The following is a 478-nucleotide window of genomic DNA, read 5'->3' as shown; positions in this document are numbered from 1 at the left end:
ACGTTGTCATCTACGCACGGCGAACGGACGGAATGATAGAATTAAGTGATCTCGGGGTAACGTATTTTAATATCGATGACGAATACAAATATATAATCGAGGTGGAATGCAAGATCTGGCCCTTGCTCTATGACCTTGGAAAACGCACTGATATTCATACGGTCGTGTCGTCACGGCCAAAAGATTTCTATTATGCTTTTACACGTATGGACTGGGCTCTATCGAATATTAACAACATAGCTGCCTATCTGCTTGAGGAGGAAGATTCTAATGAAAAAGATGAATGAACGTATTGTTTCTGCAGCATTCTTTGCATGGTGCATTGTTATGTATCTGTTTTGCAAGTGGTTAGCGGGGTGAGACGATGGCATTGAAGTTTGGAGAAGCAGTTACGATGATTGTGGAAAGATATGGCTGGAGTGCATTTGACAACTTGAGTGCAATTAATGATCCGGATCTTTGCAAGGCTGTTGAAATG

At 41.6% G+C, this 478-nt stretch carries 1 protein-coding gene; it reads left to right on the top strand.

Annotated features, from left to right (window positions below; translation table 11 throughout):
• Positions 1 to 287, top strand: a 287-nt coding sequence (locus KJQ97_RS09395) for a hypothetical protein (protein ID WP_214120690.1), incomplete at its 5' end; no start/stop codon positions are given.
• Positions 288 to 478 lie beyond the last annotated feature (191 nt).

Source organism: Campylobacter sp. 2018MI01, assembly GCF_018501205.1.
In the GTDB taxonomy this organism is placed as follows: Bacteria; Campylobacterota; Campylobacteria; order Campylobacterales; family Campylobacteraceae; genus Campylobacter_E.
The sequence above is the reverse complement of the archived record's forward strand: the minus strand, read 5'-3'. Positions and strand labels throughout refer to the sequence as shown.